Genomic DNA, 14,578 nt, shown 5'->3' with positions numbered 1-14,578 from the left:
ATCTTCCCGGTTTCTAAAGGGCCTTAAGCTTGATTTCGACCACTGTTGAAAAAAAGGTCGCTCCGCCCCCCATATCGGCCAGCCGGTCCGAGGTTAAAGCGTTGGCGCGCGTCCGTTTTCCGTCCTCGCCCCACCAGAGTCCTTGGCTGACCACTGTCCCCGGCAGCATCCGCTCCGTGACAGAAGCTGCCGCCTCAAAGCCGCCCCGGTCGTTCCAGATCACTACCCGGTCTCCATCCCGTATGGATCTTTCCTCCGCATCCTCCGGGTGAATCTGCAGCACGGGCTCCTTCTCCAGGGTTGCCAGCTTCTCCACATTGGAGAAGGTCGAATTCAGAAAGCTGTGGTTCGGCGGGCTGATGAACATCAGCGGATACAAATCGCCGCTTCCCGGACGCCGGCTTCCGTCAAATCCTTCCGTCAGCGGCATATAGACAGGCAGAGGCGGCAGCCCCGCTTCCTCCATGCGCTGCGAGTACAGCTCGATTTTGCCGGAAGGCGTGGTCAGCTGCTCCAGATAACGGCTCTGCGGCTCCATCTTGAGTTTCACGAAACGCCGCTCTTGCAGCTTGTCCAGCGTTACGCCGTCCAAATAAGGATTTGGCGCGTAATCCAGGGCCTGACGGATCAGATCCTCCTCCGTTTCCCGGAAAGCCGGCTCTTCAAACCCCATCGCCTCGGCCAGCAGCTTAAACAGCTCAAAGTTGCTTTTGCTTTCCCCTTCAGCCGGAATAACGGGCTCCTGCAGCTGCATGTAGGGATGCCAATAGGAGCTGTACAAATCGGTATTTTCAAAAGTAGAGGTGGCCGGCAGCACGAGATCGGCATATTTCGCCGTATCCGTCAGAAACAGGTCGTGCACGACCGTAAACAAATCCTCCCGCCGCAGCCCGGCCTGCACCTTTTCGGTATCCGGCGCCACCACGGCCGGATTGGCGCAGTATACGAACAAGGAGCGGATCTTCGGCGTCAGCTCCAGCAGCGCTTCCCCGATCCGGACCATATTGACGGTCCGTACCTGCTTGTTTTCCCGGAGCTGCGACTGTTCAAGCGCATCCCCGTTTACGGCGGCATAAGCCGCATTGGATTTGAAAGCCCCGCCGCCCGCGACCTTCCATGCCCCAGTCAAAGCTGGCAAGCAGGCGATCGTACGAACGGCCATGCCGCCGTTGTCATGATGCTGCAGCCCGTTGCCGATGTGGATGTAGGCCGGGGAGGTTTCCGCATACAGCAGCGCCAGCTTGACGATGTCATCAGCAGGTACGCCCGTGATTTCGGAGACCAGCTCCGGCGGGTAGGCCTTCACATGCTCGCACAGCTCTTCATGCCCCACCGTGTTGGCCGCCAGAAATGCCTCATCCGTTAATCCCCGGGCAAAAAGCACGTGCATCAGACCCAGCGCCAGCGCCGTGTCCGTGCCGGGATGTACCGGAATGAACCAGTCGGCGCGGTCGCCCGTTTTGTTTTTGTGGACATCGATCACGACCAGCTTGGCTCCCTGCTTGCGCGCTTTCTCGATCAGCATGAATTTATGCATCGAGGTGCTGACGATATTGCCGCCCCACACGATAAACAGCTTCGCTTTTGCCGCATCCTCCGGACCGACGCCGCCGCCAAACCCCATCGTGTAATTCCAGCCGACCGTTCCGGCCGAATTGCAGATGCTTCTCTGCAGTTTGGAAGCCCCAAGCCGGTTAAAAAATCTGCGGTCCATGCCCTGAACGCTCAAATAACCCATATTTCCGTAAAAGTTATAGGGCAAGATCGATTCAGCCCCGTGCTCTTGAACAAGCTGCTTGTACCTGCCGGCAATTTCGGCAAGCGCTTCTTCCCAGGTGATCCGCTCAAACCGTCCTTCCCCTTTCGGGCCGATCCGTCTAAGCGGGTATAAAACCCGTTGTTTATGATAAACCCGTTCCGTCATGCTCCGGACCTTGTTGCAGATCGCGCCGGCTGTAATCGGATGCGCCGGATCGCCTTCGATTTTTATAATTTTGCCGTTTTGCTTGTGCAGCAGCAGACCGCAGGTATCCGGGCAATCCAGAGGACAAACCGCGGGAAAAACGCCATTTTCCTGCTCCGTCATTTTCCTAAGCGATGTTCGTGTATTGTTCCTTGGCTCCGATTGCATGGTTCCCCTCGATTCTCTGTCTCGATAAAAAATAAAAAATTTTATAATTCTATTATTGCTTGATTCATTTTGTGTTTCAATCCTGGATTGGACGGGTAAAAGATAGTTGGATAGCAAACCCGTGAATCTTGTGACTTCCCCTTAAGCGATATTCATGGCTACTTTTGTGCACCCGGCACAGGCAGAAACGACGCATGAACTGCGGAAAGGTTTCTGCTCTTTTTTTGTTTATGTACTACCTGAAAATGGACACAAAAAAGCTTCGCCCGGTTTTCCCGCGCGAAGCTTTTTTGTAAGCCGATATTTATTAGCGTTTATTTACGCGTTTATTTACGCGTCCCTTTAGAGGCCGCTGGTTTTGTAGTCGCTTTGGCCGAAACCGGAGCCTGCTTGAGGTAAGACAGGTAATAAGCCATGGCTACGAAGATCGCGCCGCCAACCAGATTGCCCAGCCAAACCGGCACGAAGTTCTCGAAATATTGGCCCCAAGTGAAGTGTCCTTCAAAGATGGCGGCCGGAATCAGGAACATGTTGGCCACAACGTGCTGGAAGCCGATGGCAACAAACGCCATAACCGGAAACCAGACAGCGAGAATTTTACCGCTGGTGTTATCAGTGCTGTAGGCTCCCCAAATCGCGAGCGCTACGAGCCAGTTACAGCCGATGCCCGAGAAGAAAGCCTGGGCAAAACTTTCGTCCAGCTTATGGCCCGCCAAATCGACCAGTTTATCCAGGTAAACGCCGCTATGCGTCAAACCCACGACATGCCCAAAAAAGTAAGCAATAAAAATGGCACCTACAAAGTTGGAAAGCGTAATAAGTACTAGATTTCCGATGAGTTCGCTTGTTTTGATCTTGCTGGCAAAACGGGCAATCGGCACAGCCATCATGTTGCCCGTCAACAGCTCGGCTCCCGCGATAACAACCAAAATAAGACCGATCGGGAATACCGCAGCCCCGATAAAGCTCGAGAGACCGCCCCAGTCTTTCGGCATTCCGGCGGTAACCCGGATATCAAGCAGGAAACCCAGCGAGATAAAAGCACCTCCGAGGAATCCCAAGATCAGCATGGCGAGAAGGCCAAGGCGCGCTTTCTTGACGCCGACATCCACGACGAGGTCAGCAATTTCATTCGGTTTGTAATAAGCCATTTCAAAATCTCCTTTTGTTTCCATTCTGGAAAATTTGTTTTTATTGTACCCTTGCTCCTACAACCAAAAAGTAACATTCATCACGGCACCGCTTACATCTGTTGTGAAGTTGGTCACAGCTCTGTTCCCTAATAGAACCTATATTACTAACATTAGCTTCGTACTTTTAGGGATTGGCTATCCCTTCAGCAGATCTTGTCCGGCTGCCGCCGATCCATTTGCCGCCCAGCCAAATCGCCAGCGTCAGCCAACAGCCGCTGGCCAGATATCCGCCAAGGACGTCGCTTGGATAATGAACGCCAAGATAAATCCGGCTTAAACCTATACCTGCAATCATCAAACCGCTCAGCACCAGTAAAATAACCCGTCCGATCCAAGAAGAAACATGCCTCCACAGCAAATACGCCAGCGAACCGTACAAGGCGAAGGAAACCATGGAATGCCCGCTAGGAAAGCTGTATCCGGTTTCTTCAATGATACGGTGCAGATCGGGACGTTCACGTTTGAAGACCGCTTTGATCAGATTATTCAGCAGGTAAGCTCCCAAACTTACGGCTGCAAGAAAAATCAGCTCTTTCCTGTGGCCAAGAACGAAATATAACAGCAGCATAATAACCACAATCAGAGCTACAACCACTTTGGCTGTTCCGATCCAGCTGAGCGTCTCCATGAACCGGGTCAAGCCGGGCGATTCCCAGCTTTGTACCTGCTGTATAAGCGTCTGGTCGAAAGATGCGATCCATTCTCTTCGGATCGACCATGCAATCACACCAAACAGAATAGCACACAGCACGCTGAGAAGAAATGCCAAGGATAAACCTTTTTTCAATTTCTCATCTTTCATTTCTCTGCAACACCTCTATCTATGTAAACATACATTGTCCACTTTAGCGTGATTTTAAAGCTGTGGCAACGAAAAAAATAAAGGCGGTGCACGGCAGGACTTTTTGTCCGGCCATGCACCGCCTTTGTATTTTTTTAAATTAGCGGGATAACTCTACGGAAGGAACCTCGGGCAGAGCCGCCAGCCCCGCCGTGTTCAGGAAGTTCCAAGGTTTGTTGTAGTGCGGCTGGAAGAAGAAGTCGACAAAGGCGAGCTCTTCCATCGTCATATGGCTTTGAATGCAGACTGAAAGGGTATTGATGGACTGCGTAAGGTTGGCTTTGGACATCAGCTGCGCACCTACGATGCGGCGGGTTTGTTTTTCAAAAACCACCTTCAGCATCACTTCTTCGTGGGTAGGCATAAATTCCGGACGGTAATTTTCATGGATCGTTACGCTTTCTACGTCCAAACCGGCTTCCTTAGCGGAAATTTCGGTCAAACCCGTAGCCGCAATGTTGTCTTCATAAATTTTGATGCCGGACGTGCCTTGGGTACCCATATAAGAGACGGTCGGTTTAATAAGATTGCGGGCAATCAGCGTCCCCATCCGGACAGCGTTGGTAGCCAGCGGAATATAAGCATGTTTGCGGGTCGGGTTGTAGTATACTGCACAGCTGTCCCCGGCCGCATAAACATCCGGGCAGCTGGTTTGCATATAATTGTCCACGATGATTGCCCCGTTCTTGAGCATATCCACCTGGCCTTTCAGCAGCTCCGTATTCGGGCGGAACCCGATGCACAAAATGACCATATCCGCTTCATAACTGCCTTTATCCGTAATGACCGTGCTCACTTTTCCGTCCGCGCCCTCAAATCGGGTCACCTTCTCGCCAAGCGCCAGCTGGATGCCATGCTCCTGCAGGGAGGCTTCGATTTTGTCCGTGTATTCGGCGTCCAGATATTTGCTCAGGATCCGGTCTTCGGCATCAATCAAAGTAACCTGTTTGCCGTTTAACTGGAAGGCTTCCACAAGCTCAACCCCGATATAGCCGGCTCCGACAACCACAATGCTGGTGGCCTTTTGCGATTTTTCAATGATGGTGTTGGAGTGGTTGTAGTTCTTCGACAGCAGGATATTGTCCAAGTCTCCGCCTTCGAATTTAGGGACGATCGGCCATGATCCGGTAGTGACAATCAATTTATCAAACGTATCGCTCAGCATTTCCCCGGTTTGCAGGTTGCGTGCGGTTAACGTTTTTCCTTTGGCATCTACAGAGGTCACTTCATGCTGCATAAGGGTCTTCACGCCAAGCTCCTTAAGCTGCTCAGGAGAGGAATAAAACAGACCGGCCGGATCTTTGACCATTCCGCCTACGTAAAGAGCGATGCCGCAGGACAAAAAAGAAATATTGTCATTCCGTTCGTATACGGTAATTTGGGCTTCAGGATACAATTTTGCGGTATTCACGATAGCTGCCGTGCCTGCATGGGTACATCCGATAACTGCGATTTTCATCTTGCAATTCCTCCTCAAGGGGTTTAAAAATTTATAAAAACGGACTTTTCAAACGAAAGGGACTGGGTTTCATTTTATTTGTGAAAGTGTTCACCTTGTTTATGTTTTTATTATAGTGTGACTTTTTTCACATATCAAGTGATTTTTTTCACTTTCGTTTTTTGTTCACATTTTAAATTTGGGATGTACGTGGATTGCACAGGAAGATATACTTTAGTTTTCCCCGGCGCGGCCCCATTATCCCGGTAAAAAGATCAACTTTCCTCCCTCCAAAGGTCTTTTGTGGAAAGGTTAGAACAGGCATTGGAACCCAAAATAAGGTAAAATAGGGGGATGATTCTTCAGACAAAGGGAGGCAATCATGGACCCTTTTATTCGATGGCTTTCTTATGCGGGTTATGCTCTGCTGATCATCGCCATCCTGCTAAGCGGTTCTGCGGTCAGCGGAGATCGCATGCGCGCCAATAACGCGAATGAACGGCTTAATGACCAGGACGGCAATGAAAGGAAAACAAGGCTCAAATGGACAGGATGGCTGTTCCTGGCAGCCGTTCTCGTCCTTGCTACCGCATTTATTTTGCATAAAACAGTGCAATAAACAAAAAATAACCCGTAGAGTATACGGGTTATTTTTTTAAGCCTGCGGTTTTATGTTTTATGGGTTCAAAACGACGCTTTTTTCAAGCGCCTGGATATCGGCATCACTGACCAAAGTCAGCCGCCACAAGGCAATGCCCTTCAAGCCGTACCGTTTCGCCAGTCCTACGGGGCCGCGCAGGGAATCCGCCGTTTCGCTGCCCAGGGAAATGCCGAGCACCAGCTTGCTTTTGTCCACCTGCAGCAGCGCCAGCTTGATCGCCGTATCGATGCTGCCCAGCGGTTCGGGACCGGATTCGTTTTTAAAATCATAAGCCATGATAATCAGTTCATCAGCATAAGTGCCCAGCGTTTTATAATCATAACCTTTATAAGATCCGTTTAACGGGTGCAAAGCCAAAGACAGCTTAAGACCGGCCTGATGCGCCACTGCGGACAATGCTTTTACAAACGAATTGAGAGACTGCGCCGCCGACGCCGCATCCCCCGTAAGGCCAAGCCCTTCAAAATCCAGGGTGATCCCCGAAAAATGCTTGTCCGACGCCAGCTTCACGATATCGGAAACACCCGAAGCCCGCAGCGACGGATCTTCCAGCAGCTTTGTCAATTCCCCTTTGCCGTCGGTGCCTACGACCATCAGCTGGGCATCTTGCCCGGCTGCAGCCGCACCTTCAACAATCGACTCCGGCGTGATGTCTCCGGCGGCTTCCGGCCAGTAATAATCCTGCCCGTCCAACGTCAACTTGCCGTCTTCCCCGATTCGTGCCCAACCAAAGGAGACGCCGTCAAAAAGAGGCATATAACTTCGTTTGGCAAACGAATTCAGCGCGTAAAACACGGTTGTGTACAGATCTTCGGCAGGAGATTGGATCAAGACGGTTTTGCTTGCCCCGTTCCAGCTTACCGCGGCGCCGAACTGGCTGCTGAAAAAGCTGAGCGGAACCAGCACGCTGCCGTTTTGCGAATAGGGCGCGACAGCCAGCGCCACCTCTTTGCCATCCACTGCAGCCTGTTTGCTGCCCTGCTTCAGCACCACTTTGCGCGTAACGCCGGTGTTCATTTTCTTAGTAGCCGTTACCGTTCCGGCTTTGGCGTCCCACAAAACCGTAATGTGCAGGGCTTCGGCAACCGCTCGGAACGGCACCATCGTGGTGCCGGATTTGACGGCCGGCGGCACCGGGAAAGGAAGGTTGTACCCGTCAAGCAAAATAGCGGGAGAAACAGCCGTTTGGGCGGCCGCCGCAGAGGCGGGTGCAATTACGGCACCGGGGGCCAGCCCCGCCCCTAACAGAGAGGCAGCCATAGACGACAGAATCATTTTTTTGAATGGATAAGATCTCAAAGCGAACTCCCCTTTTCAAAATCAGTCTGGCTATCTGAACTAAATCTATAAAACTATAAAGCTATAACCTATGAATCTATTCAACAGTTCCTAGTATACTTAATTCAGGATTCAATTCCAAATTTAGTCTCTAACTCTGGGGACAAACGAAATAAGCGCATGGGTTCGCAAGGTTGGCAGCAAAAAAAGCAGCCTCCCGCAAAGAGAGACTGCTTACTTTAACTGACTTATCGTATTCGGTATGAACTTATCCGTGATCGGGTATTAACGGAAAGCCGCTGCCATCTGTGCAGCAGGAGCAACTTCCTTCTCGGCGGTTTGCACGCGCGGCGAAGGCTTGCGGCCGCACAATCCGTATGGCAGGCAAAGAGGTACGCCCGAACGCGGATCCAGGATGATATCGGCTTCGATCCCGAATACCTCCTGCAGCACTTCAGGTGTCATGACTTCAGTAGGGGCGCCTTCCGCAACCGCTTTGCCGGATTTAATCGCAATCATATGCTGCGCATAGCGGGACGCATGGTTCAAATCATGCACAACCATTACGATCGTCCGGTTCTGCTCGGCATTCAGCTCTTCAAGCAGCTCCAGCACTTCCAGCTGGTGGGCCATATCCAGGAAAGTTGTCGGTTCATCCAGGAAAAGAATGCCCGTCTCCTGGGCCAGCGCCATGGCAATCCAGGCACGCTGGCGTTGTCCGCCGGAAAGCTGCTCGATCGGACGTTCCGCAAAGGTGGACATGCCCGTTACTTCGATAGCCCATTCGATGACGCGACGGTCCTCGGCGCTCATGCTGCCGAACCCTTTTTGATAAGGAAAGCGGCCATAGGAGACAAGCTCATAAACCGTCAAACCGTCCGGAGCCGTCGGATTTTGCGGCAGAATCGCGAGCTGCTTCGCCACTTCGCGCGTAGACTGCTTATGTATCGATTTGCCGTTCAGCAGCACGCTTCCGTTCTTAGGTCCGTGAATGCGGGCCATGGTTTTGAGGATGGTAGACTTGCCGGAGCCGTTGGCTCCTACAAGCGCCGTAATTTTACCGTCGGGAATTTTAATGTTCAAATCCTCGACGATTAGCCGTTCCTCATAAGCAATGTCCAAATGAGCTGTTTGCAAAGATACCATGGCGATAACATCCTTTCCGCTAAAAAATAATTTATAAGATCATCCGTTGACGTTCGTTCATAAAATTCGTTTGAAGCATCCGTTGATAATGATTATCAATTTATATGTATAACCATACTGATAATAATTATCAGTGTCAATACATTTTTCCTTTTTGATGATGATTTTATGAAGATTTGATGATTTTTGGGTCAAACGGGGACACGGGACAAGACGTCCTTGCTTGCTCCACAAAAAAACCTTCGGATGAGGGAAAGGAACTTTCCGTACACCCGAAGGTTTTGGTTATCTCTTTGGCATTAAGAGACTCGGCCGCTTAAGCCTTAGCCATGCCTACCAGCATATGCGCGAGCGCATGCTGCTGCTCCTTGTTCCCCGCGTTCCAGAGCTCGCGCAGCAGTTTTTCTTCGGCGTTGCGGGGCTGTTCCTGCTCGGCTAAATAACGGGCCACTTTCTCGGCCGCAACGGCGATGGCTTCATCGTTTAAGCCGATATTTTGCGCAAGCTCGATTCTTTTGCTCAAATAGGTTTTGAATTCATTAAAGCTGCTCAGGATTTCATCCTTACGCCCTTCATCGATCCGGTTCAGTGCATCATCCACTTTATTCAGAGCCACTTCGCCTTCCTTGTTCACTACATGATTATGTTCGGACATGGAAATTACCTCCTCGAGTATGGAACGTCAGGGAGTCCGGCACCCTGCAGCCCGGTACGGCTCCATATGTTCCTTACCCTGCATCGAGGCGGCGTAAACTAAAGAGTTTTCAAGAACCGAAGGTCCGGTAAATGTTCGAGCGGTTAACGTTTGCGGATCTCATTAGCCTCTTCATCCAGACCGGCAGCTGCTCGAAGAAGAAGCGCTTATGCACGGCTACGGATTTCTTTTTCATCAGCAGATAGAAGGGCTTTATCTCGTTCTCAGAAATTTTGTACTCACACCATGAGGAATAAACGGAGGCAATAAAAAAGCCGCACATCGGGACTGCTGCCCGAATATACGGCTGCTTATGGGTAAAGCTGCAAGGAGTGATGTAAGCAGAAGATCGGCTTATTCCGTCGAGCGCGGCCTATTTTCATTCCGTCTCAGAGTCTGTATTTGTAGGGATAGATCGGTCTTCTTTTTTTAAGAGCTCCAGGTAGTGTCCCGTCAGAACCTTGAAAGGACCCATTTTCACTAACCCTTCCAAGAAACTTTTTAAAAATAGCTTATTGACGACAATAGTGAAACCTTCTCTTTCACCTTTATACACAATTTCTTCTATTCGTGATGAAAACTCATCTAAAGTAGGATAATAATCGTCCTCTTTCATTTTTGCATTGAACTCTTTAGCTAAGGAGATAAGACCTCGGGTTTCAGCTTGATTCAGACGATGAGACATCGACCAATCCCATAAAGCGAACCGATCAGGTGCAACTATGTAATCTCTAAGTTGGTGAATATAATACTCTAATCTGTCTACCTTCTCTTCCAGTGTTTCATTGGCCAACTATATCATCTCCACTTCCTTGTTGTCATTTAGAAAGCAAAAAAAGTAAATACACTAGCAATAGTACGTGCAGTTCCATTCGGTACTCCAGCAGAAATAAGTGCAGTTGATATAGTATCTATTATAGCATCTTCGACAACATCGCCACGCTCAATTAGATCATCTAATGCATCGGCAATAGTATCAGTATGTTTTGTAAAATAGGTTGCCTCCTTACCACCAAGTTCTTCTGCAATATTATCAATAAGTTTTCCACCTGATCGTAATGCCTTTGCAACAGCCTTCATTGCTTGTACAGTGATCCATTTCTTTATGCCCTGTGGTTGTACGTTAGTATCGGCTGTAGGCCTAATATCTAAGGTGCCATGATTCTGAGTTGTGTTATTAGTATTGATACCCGAGGCAAACGCACTTACTGAGCCACCCAGAAGTAAAGAACCAGTTACAAGAGTAAGTGTTCATTGATTGCTCCTTTAACTCTTTCTCGTATTGCAGCTATTAACGTTTCAATATTCTAAAGTAGTAACTTGAATGTAATTATATTGAAATTTTTATCTATTTCATGAGGAATAAACGGAGGCAATAAAAAAGCCGCACATCCGGGACTGCTGCCCGAATATACGGCTAATGCGATGGCTTAATGACTTCAATATGGAAGCCCTTCTAGCCAGCACAGCTTATGGCGAAAGCCGGTTTTATTTGCTGACCGGAATCGCATTGTAATATTCCTCAAGGGTGATGCCGCGCTCGGCAACTTCCTGAGCGATGTCCTTGCCGACATAACGAATATGCCATGGCTCATATTTGTAGCCGGTGATGTCTTCCTTACCTTCGGGATAACGAACGATAAAGCCATACTCTGGTGCATGTTTGGCGATCCAGTCCGCTTCCGGCGTGCCTCCGAAGCAATCCTCGGCCGCACATTTGCCGTCACTGCCGGATACGTCGATCGCCAGTCCGGTTTCGTGTTCGCTGTAGCCTGGATAAGCGCTGTAGGTTCTGGCTTTCTCTTCGCCGTCTCTTTTCACGTAGTTCTCAAAAATAGTCTTCTGCCGGTCATAGGAGCGATAAGCCGAAACCCCGGCCAGATAGATGCCGTCTTTCTTCGCTCCGGCAAACATCTCCTCGAGCGCATCTGCGGCCACCTTGCGCATTTTCCGTTTCTCGATTTTCTCTTTAAACGTAAAAGGCACATCCGGATAAACAAGATCGCTCGGTTCATAATCGTCCGGCAGGCCAAACTGCTTGTTGACGAGTACGGCTACGCTGTCCGGATTGGCAACCACGGATTGGTCGGCATTGCCGCCCGACCCTGTGGTGGGCTGCTCGGGCTGACCGGAACCGCTGTCTCCGGAAGGGTCGGCGCTGGCTACATCGGGTTCCGTCGTACCGGAATTACCGGCAGAGCTGCCGCTTCCATCGCCTGAGGGGTCCGTGGAAGCCGGTGCGTTTGCACTCTGATCCGCCGAATTATCCGATGATGCACCAGCATCGTTACCCGAAGCTGTAGCAGGATCTGTAATACCGCCCTGGTTGGTTCCCGCATTCCCGCTATCTGCGTTGCTATTTCCGCCTCCGCAGGCTGTCAGCAAAATAGACCCCAGCAGCAGCACCGCTGCCGCTGCCGTTACCTTTTTTAACCCCGTTGATTTCATCTTTATGTTCCTCCTCCAAGCCTAAACCTTAATCGTTGTATCCGGCTGACTGTACGTTAAGCCTTGCCGCTTCTATTGTCCGACATTGTGGCATTTTTATCCTTAAACATCACGGTTAAGGGTGTGAAAAAGTTTCGCCGGCGGCCGACATGGCCGACCGGGGCGCTACGCGGGCCGAGGGCCGCGCGGCTTTGAAGTAGCGGGCCGTGGACCATGCGGGCCCGGCGGCGCGGCCGGTTAGGCCGTGCCGCCGGATGCGCTGCACGGCGGGCCAAGCAGGGCCGCGCGATTAGCGCTGGCGGCCACCTCTGCGGCCGCCGGAAGACGAACCGCGGCCTCCTTTGGAGCCGCCGCGGGAATCCTGCCGTCCGCCGCGACCGCCGGCGGACGGTCTGCCTTCGCCGCCGCGCTTGCCGCCGCTGCGGCTGGCGCTTCCGCCGGCGCTGCTGCCGCGGCCGGCGCCTTTGCCCGGGCCGCCGTCCCCGCGGCGGCCGCCCGGCTTCGCGGAGCGAGCCCCCGAGCCGCCTCTTCCAGGGCGGCTCTCGGCGCGTGCTCCGCGCCCGGTTTCGCCGGCTTGGCCCCCGGCCGCGCCAGCGGCCTTATCCACGAGGCCCGATGAGGCCTCGTAGCGCTCGCGCGGCAGGCGGATGCCCAAAGTGCGCTCGATATCGCGCAGCTCCGGCAGATCCTTTGGCGCGACAAACGTGATGGCCAGGCCTTTGCCGCCTGCGCGGCCCGTCCGGCCGATCCGGTGGATATAATATTCCACTTCCTGCGGAATATCGTAGTTATAAACATGGGTGACGCCTTCCACGTCGATCCCGCGCGCCGCAACGTCGGTCGCGACCAGCAGCTGCAGCTTCGCGCTGCGGAAGGATTTCATGACCTGCTCACGTTTTGCCTGGGACAAATCGCCATGCAGCTCGTCCGAAGCGTAACCCCGCTCCTGCAGCGCTTCGTTCAACGTCTTCGCACGCCGCTTCGTCCGGCAGAAAACTACCGCCAGATAAGGGCGGTCCCGCTCGATCATCGCCACCAAAGCATCCTGCTTCGAGCGGTCCGTGCATTCCACGGCCAGCTGGCGGATATTGTCGATCGGAATATCCCTGTCGGACGAAATACGGATGTCGCGGGGGCTGTTCATCATATTTTTGGCCAAGCGGCGCACGCCGTCCGGCATTGTTGCCGAAAACAGCATGCTCTGCCGTCTGCGCGGAATCGAGCGGATGATCGCTTCCACCTCCTGCAGAAAACCCATATGCAGCATCTGGTCGGCTTCATCCAGCACCAGCATCGTGACTCCGCCAAGCGACAGCGATTCGCGGCGCATATGATCCAGCAGCCTGCCCGGGGTCCCGATGACGAGATGGGTTCCGCCTTCCAGCTTGCGCAGCTGGCGCTCCACGTCCTGTCCGCCGTAGGCGGCAAGCAGGTTGATGCCCGGCTTGGCCGCGGCCAGCTTGCGGGCTTCAGCGGTTACCTGAATCGCAAGCTCGCGGGTCGGCAGAATGACCAGGGCTTGCGGATGATTTTTGCGCGGGTCGATCTTTTCCATGATGGGCAGCAGAAAAGCCAGCGTTTTTCCCGTACCCGTCTGCGCCTGGGCGATTACGTCTTCTCCAGCCAGCAGCAGCGGCAGCGCTTGCTCCTGCACCGGGGTGGGAACCACGATTCCCTGCCCTTTCAATATCTCATTCATTTCGGGCGACAGCCCGAACTGTTCAAAATTAGTCAATACCTTCACCTCATTGTGGACTGGACCTTCAGGTCCGTACGCACATTGTAACAAGGAATGCCATAAATCAAAAGGACAGGTCTGACATAACTAATCTAACACACGGTTGTTTCGAAGCTGCTTCGACTTGTTTCCAAGTTGTAAAACTTTATGTTTTTGCAGATGCTTTCTTGTTTCAACATCAAAAAAGCCGGCCCGGACACGATCCGGACTGGCTCCTTATTTTTAACATTAGAGATCTTTAATCCTCGATAATAGCTACCGGGCGGGCCCAGCCTCCGCTGGCCTTCTCCACCTTCACCGGGAAGCAGGAAATCTTAAAGCCGAACGGCCTAGGAATCTGCTCCAGGTTAGCCAGCTTTTCGATCTGGCAGTATTCCTTCTCTTTGCCCAGATAATGGGCGGCCCAAAGCACGCCTTCTCTCGGATTTTTCTTATAGTCCTCCGCCTGGAGGTTCAGCGGAATGTCCCAGCCCCAGCCGTCCGTTCCAACCACCTTGATGCCCTGGTCTACCAGCCATTCCGTCGCTGCAGCCGAAACCCCGGCATGCAGAAACGCATAATGGTCCTGGTATAAACGTTTATCGGCATCGCTGCGGATCAATACGATATCGAGCGGTTTCAGCGTGTAGCCAATCCGGTCCAGTTCAGCCTGCAGGTCTTCCTTCGAAATCTCGTAGCCTGGAGGTTTGGAGCTGAAGTCCAGCAGCACGCCGTCCGAGAAAAACCATTCCAGCGGCAGTTCGTCAATCGTCCGGGCCGGTTTGCCCTCCGAGGTTGGCCAGTAGTGGTAAGGCGCATCCACATGGGTCCCCGCATGCGTATTCAGCGTGACCGTTTCCGTGGCCCAGGCTTTGCTCTCCGGGAAAAATTCCGGCTGCAGCCCCAGGATAGCGGCTCCCTGCCGTGCACCGTCCTCATGGGAATGATAGTCAATCTTTGCGGGCAAAGGTTCTTTGATCTTTGGACTGATAGGTACGCTTAAATCAATAAACTTCATGAGAGAGTACTCC

General features: G+C 52.2%; 13 protein-coding genes. 1 reads left to right on the top strand and 12 read right to left on the bottom strand.

Features of this window, described 5'->3' with window-relative positions; all coding sequences use genetic code 11:
- Window positions 1-13: 13 nt before the first annotated feature.
- The 4 genes from AC3ZPD_RS14650 to AC3ZPD_RS14635 all read right to left on the bottom strand — a co-directional run bounded on the left by AC3ZPD_RS14650 (window position 14) and on the right by AC3ZPD_RS14635 (window position 5,624).
- Window positions 14-2,086, bottom strand: coding sequence for a molybdopterin-containing oxidoreductase family protein (locus tag AC3ZPD_RS14650; protein WP_490985019.1), 2,073 nt, complete (start codon window positions 2,084-2,086; stop codon window positions 14-16).
- Window positions 2,087-2,457: 371 nt separating this feature from the next.
- Window positions 2,458-3,282 (bottom strand): formate/nitrite transporter family protein, encoded by an 825-nt coding sequence (locus AC3ZPD_RS14645; protein WP_490985018.1) that lies wholly within the window; start codon window positions 3,280-3,282, stop codon window positions 2,458-2,460.
- Window positions 3,283-3,448: 166 nt separating this feature from the next.
- Window positions 3,449-4,126 carry a phosphatase PAP2 family protein gene (locus AC3ZPD_RS14640; protein WP_490985017.1) on the bottom strand — a complete coding sequence of 226 codons (678 nt, stop codon included), beginning with the start codon at window positions 4,124-4,126 and terminating at the stop codon, window positions 3,449-3,451.
- A 139-nt stretch (window positions 4,127-4,265) separates the two neighbouring features.
- Complete coding sequence (locus AC3ZPD_RS14635) at window positions 4,266-5,624, bottom strand: FAD-dependent oxidoreductase (RefSeq protein ID WP_490985016.1); 1,359 nt, start codon at window positions 5,622-5,624, stop codon at window positions 4,266-4,268.
- 361 nt (window positions 5,625-5,985) lie between these two features.
- Between AC3ZPD_RS14635 and AC3ZPD_RS14630 the strand changes: the two genes are divergently transcribed.
- Window positions 5,986-6,222 carry a DUF5316 family protein gene (locus AC3ZPD_RS14630; protein WP_490985015.1) on the top strand — a complete coding sequence of 79 codons (237 nt, stop codon included), beginning with the start codon at window positions 5,986-5,988 and terminating at the stop codon, window positions 6,220-6,222.
- A 57-nt stretch (window positions 6,223-6,279) separates the two neighbouring features.
- On the opposite strand, the gene AC3ZPD_RS14625 is transcribed toward AC3ZPD_RS14630, so the two are convergent.
- From AC3ZPD_RS14625 to AC3ZPD_RS14590, 8 genes are all read right to left on the bottom strand, one after another.
- Window positions 6,280-7,539, bottom strand: a complete 1,260-nt coding sequence (locus AC3ZPD_RS14625; RefSeq protein WP_490985167.1) for a stalk domain-containing protein — start codon at window positions 7,537-7,539, stop codon at window positions 6,280-6,282.
- A gap of 288 nt (window positions 7,540-7,827) precedes the next feature.
- Window positions 7,828-8,688, bottom strand: coding sequence for an ABC transporter ATP-binding protein (locus tag AC3ZPD_RS14620; protein WP_490985014.1), 861 nt, complete (start codon window positions 8,686-8,688; stop codon window positions 7,828-7,830).
- A gap of 316 nt (window positions 8,689-9,004) precedes the next feature.
- Window positions 9,005-9,343 carry a DUF3243 domain-containing protein gene (locus tag AC3ZPD_RS14615; RefSeq protein WP_490985013.1) on the bottom strand — a complete coding sequence of 113 codons (339 nt, stop codon included), beginning with the start codon at window positions 9,341-9,343 and terminating at the stop codon, window positions 9,005-9,007.
- A 418-nt stretch (window positions 9,344-9,761) separates the two neighbouring features.
- Window positions 9,762-10,175: a DUF1878 family protein gene (locus AC3ZPD_RS14610; protein ID WP_490985012.1), complete on the bottom strand. Its 414-nt coding sequence runs from the start codon at window positions 10,173-10,175 to the stop codon at window positions 9,762-9,764.
- 29 nt (window positions 10,176-10,204) lie between these two features.
- Window positions 10,205-10,489, bottom strand: a complete 285-nt coding sequence (locus tag AC3ZPD_RS14605; RefSeq protein WP_490985166.1) for a YqxI family protein — start codon at window positions 10,487-10,489, stop codon at window positions 10,205-10,207.
- Window positions 10,490-10,870: 381 nt separating this feature from the next.
- Complete coding sequence (locus AC3ZPD_RS14600; protein ID WP_490985011.1) at window positions 10,871-11,830, bottom strand: M15 family metallopeptidase; 960 nt, start codon at window positions 11,828-11,830, stop codon at window positions 10,871-10,873.
- 289 nt (window positions 11,831-12,119) lie between these two features.
- Window positions 12,120-13,565: a DEAD/DEAH box helicase gene (locus AC3ZPD_RS14595; RefSeq protein WP_490985010.1), complete on the bottom strand. Its 1,446-nt coding sequence runs from the start codon at window positions 13,563-13,565 to the stop codon at window positions 12,120-12,122.
- 241 nt (window positions 13,566-13,806) lie between these two features.
- A complete protein-coding gene (locus AC3ZPD_RS14590) occupies window positions 13,807-14,565 on the bottom strand; it encodes a cyclase family protein (protein WP_490985009.1) in 759 nt (252 codons plus the stop codon).
- Window positions 14,566-14,578: the final 13 nt, after the last annotated feature.

The sequence above is a fragment of the Paenibacillus mobilis genome (assembly GCF_058267595.1).
This window is presented reverse-complemented; position numbering and strand designations above follow the sequence as displayed.

Coding starts and splice junctions, on each gene's coding strand:
- AC3ZPD_RS14645 (WP_490985018.1), bottom strand. CDS start 3,282: ATGGCTTATTACAAACCGAATGAAATTGCTGACCTCGTCGTGGATGTC.
- AC3ZPD_RS14600 (WP_490985011.1), bottom strand. CDS start 11,830: ATGAAATCAACGGGGTTAAAAAAGGTAACGGCAGCGGCAGCGGTGCTG.
- AC3ZPD_RS14635 (WP_490985016.1), bottom strand. CDS start 5,624: ATGAAAATCGCAGTTATCGGATGTACCCATGCAGGCACGGCAGCTATC.
- AC3ZPD_RS14650 (WP_490985019.1), bottom strand. CDS start 2,086: ATGACGGAGCAGGAAAATGGCGTTTTTCCCGCGGTTTGTCCTCTGGAT.
- AC3ZPD_RS14630 (WP_490985015.1), top strand. CDS start 5,986: ATGGACCCTTTTATTCGATGGCTTTCTTATGCGGGTTATGCTCTGCTG.
- AC3ZPD_RS14615 (WP_490985013.1), bottom strand. CDS start 9,343: ATGTCCGAACATAATCATGTAGTGAACAAGGAAGGCGAAGTGGCTCTG.
- AC3ZPD_RS14625 (WP_490985167.1), bottom strand. CDS start 7,539: ATGATTCTGTCGTCTATGGCTGCCTCTCTGTTAGGGGCGGGGCTGGCC.
- AC3ZPD_RS14620 (WP_490985014.1), bottom strand. CDS start 8,688: ATGGTATCTTTGCAAACAGCTCATTTGGACATTGCTTATGAGGAACGG.
- AC3ZPD_RS14640 (WP_490985017.1), bottom strand. CDS start 4,126: ATGAAAGATGAGAAATTGAAAAAAGGTTTATCCTTGGCATTTCTTCTC.
- AC3ZPD_RS14590 (WP_490985009.1), bottom strand. CDS start 14,565: ATGAAGTTTATTGATTTAAGCGTACCTATCAGTCCAAAGATCAAAGAA.